The following is a 2,523-nucleotide window of genomic DNA, read 5'->3' on the forward strand; positions in this document are numbered from 1 at the left end:
CGACGACACCGTCCTGCCCACCGAACTCACCGCATAGCCTCAAAACGAGATCGCCGAGTGGCCGTCGATACACCACTCCAGCGGACGTGACCTGGCGTCGACTGCCCGTGCGTCCGAGGTGAATGGACCCGAAGGCTATTCGCCCACACGAACCTGGCACAGCGTTGACTGGGCTGTGTGTGAGCGGAATGTACGGCGGCTGAGGCAACGGATTTTCAAGGCATCGCGGGAAGGGGATCTGAAGAGGGTCCGGAACTTGCAGAAGCTCATGCTGCGAAGCCGCAGCAACACGCTGGTCAGCGTGCGGCGGGTGACGCAGCAGAGCAGGGGTCGCAAGACCGCTGGCATCGACGGAGAACGTGCCCTCACACCGGCGGCACGAGCCAAACTGGCAGCTCAAAGCCACCAGTTGTCCACTCCGTGGAAGGTCCAGCCGGTCAAGCGCGTGTACATCCCCAAGGCGAATGGGAAGCAGCGCCCGCTCGGTATTCCGGTCATCCGTGACCGGGTGCTCCAGGCCCGCGTGAAGAACGCGCTGGAGCCCGAGTGGGAGGCCAGGTTCGAGGCGAGATCGTATGGGTTCCGCCCCGGACGTGGCTGCCAGGACGCGATCGGAGCCATCCGGGCCTCCGCGCGGGGTCCCAAGGCGAAGCGCCGCTGGGCGCTGGACGCGGATCTGGAAGGGGCCTTCGACCGCATCAGTCACGATCACCTGATGGCCATGATCGGGCAGTTTCCCGCCAGGAATCTGCTCCGTGCCTGGCTGCGGGCCGGCGTGATGGAGAACGGTCGTTGGGCGCCGACCGAGGAGGGCACTCCCCAGGGCGGCGTCGTGAGCCCTTTGCTGCTGAACATCGCCCTGCATGGGATGGAAGAGGCCGCGGGATTCCGCTATGAGAATCGCAAGGGGCGGGAGAGCAACACCGCCCCGGGAGTACCCGTGCTGGTGCGGTATGCCGATGACTTCGTGGTGTTGTGCCACAGCAAGGAGGAGGCATACCGGGTCAAGGAGGATTTGACGGCGTGGCTTGCTCCCAGGGGTCTGCATTTCAACGAGGCCAAGACGCATGTGGTCCACCTCGATGAGGGGCTTGATTTCCTGGGATTCACTGTGCAGCGACACGGTGACAAGCTGGTCATCAGGCCGAGCAGGGCAGCGTGCAATAAACTCCGGAAACGGCTGAGAACGGATGCGCGCGCTCTGCTTGGCGGTCCGGCCAAGGCCGTTATTCGCACGTTCAACCCAGTAGCCAGGGGCTGGAGTGCGTACTACCGAAGTGCGGCGTCCTACCGGGCTTTCTGCTCGATGGATTACTACATGTTCACGCTGCTCTACAAGTGGGCGAAACATAGTCACTCGAATCGTTCGGGGCTGTGGATTAAGCGCCACTATTTCGGCCGGTTCAACAAGTCCAGGTGGGACAACTGGGTGTTCGGCGACAAATCCAGTGGCGCCTACCTCCAGAAATTCGCATGGACTGCCTATGCCCGCCATGTCCCAGTGAAGGGGGCGGCGTCTCCGGACGACCCGGCCCTGAAGGGCTACTGGCGGAAGCGTCGCCGCATCAAAGCGCCACCGCCGATGGGGAAGACGAGTCTGCTCCTGGCGGCACGACAGAAGGGCGTGTGTCCCCTCTGCCGTGAGGCGCTCATCGAAGGAGCCGAATACGAACCGGACAATGTGCGTGAGTGGATCGCCTGGTTCTCGGCGTCGAGGAAGTTACTCAACAAGCACCACCTCGTTTACCGGAGAGACGGCGGTACAGACGCACGAGCCAACCTCCGCCTCGTGCATGCCGATTGCCATCGTCAGCATCATGCAAATGACGGAAATCGGACCGTGAGTTCCTGTCCCACGAAGCCCAAGTGGCTTGCTTGAGCCGGATGCGGTGAAAGCCGCACGTCCGGTTCTGAGGGGGCCGGGGCGCAGTGATGCGCTCCGGCTACCCGACCCGCCAGGAGCCCAGTTACGGTCAGCCCGGCGACCAGGCCGATTGCCGCTCCGGCAGCCCCGGATCACCCCCGGCTGCGAGCTCGCCACCTGCGGCGTAGCTGGCCTCCCGATTGAACGGCGGGATTATCGGCGACGGCGGCCAGCCTCGGCGGGCGGGTGCCGCCTTGAAACTCGTAGAGAAAATCTGAACGCACACCTCGGGCCACCCGGTGTCCGGTCCCGGTAGATGCTTGACACTTCGGTCCCAGGTGATGGTTGACAGTGGCCGTGTCACGCCTACATCAGCGTGACCGCGACGGTCTACGCCCACGTCCGGCTCCGCCTTCAGCGCCAGGCCATCGACCTCCTCTGACACACGCTCGGCAACCTCACCCAGACGACGACCGAGCCCGACGACGGCGACGATCCGCCAGTTTGTGCAGCACCCGTCCGCTGGCGTTGCCGTCAACTACTGCCGTCAGACACCTCAACAGCCAGGGCTTCGGCATAGTCGGACGGCGCCCGGTTCGTGGTGATCTGCCGGCTCGGCGGCTGGGGAACGTGACAGGCACGGACTTCCAAGATCATGG

At 64.1% G+C, this 2,523-nt stretch carries 1 protein-coding gene; it reads left to right on the forward strand.

Translation table 11 applies throughout. The features are described 5' to 3' along the window. The first annotated feature begins 118 nt into the window (after positions 1-118). Complete coding sequence (gene ltrA, locus ACZ7OO_RS44020; protein ID WP_471513004.1) at positions 119-1,879, forward strand: group II intron reverse transcriptase/maturase; 1,761 nt, start codon at positions 119-121, stop codon at positions 1,877-1,879. The last annotated feature ends 644 nt before the right edge of the window (positions 1,880-2,523 follow it).

The sequence above is a fragment of the Streptomyces sp. NPDC111744 genome (assembly GCF_055634995.1).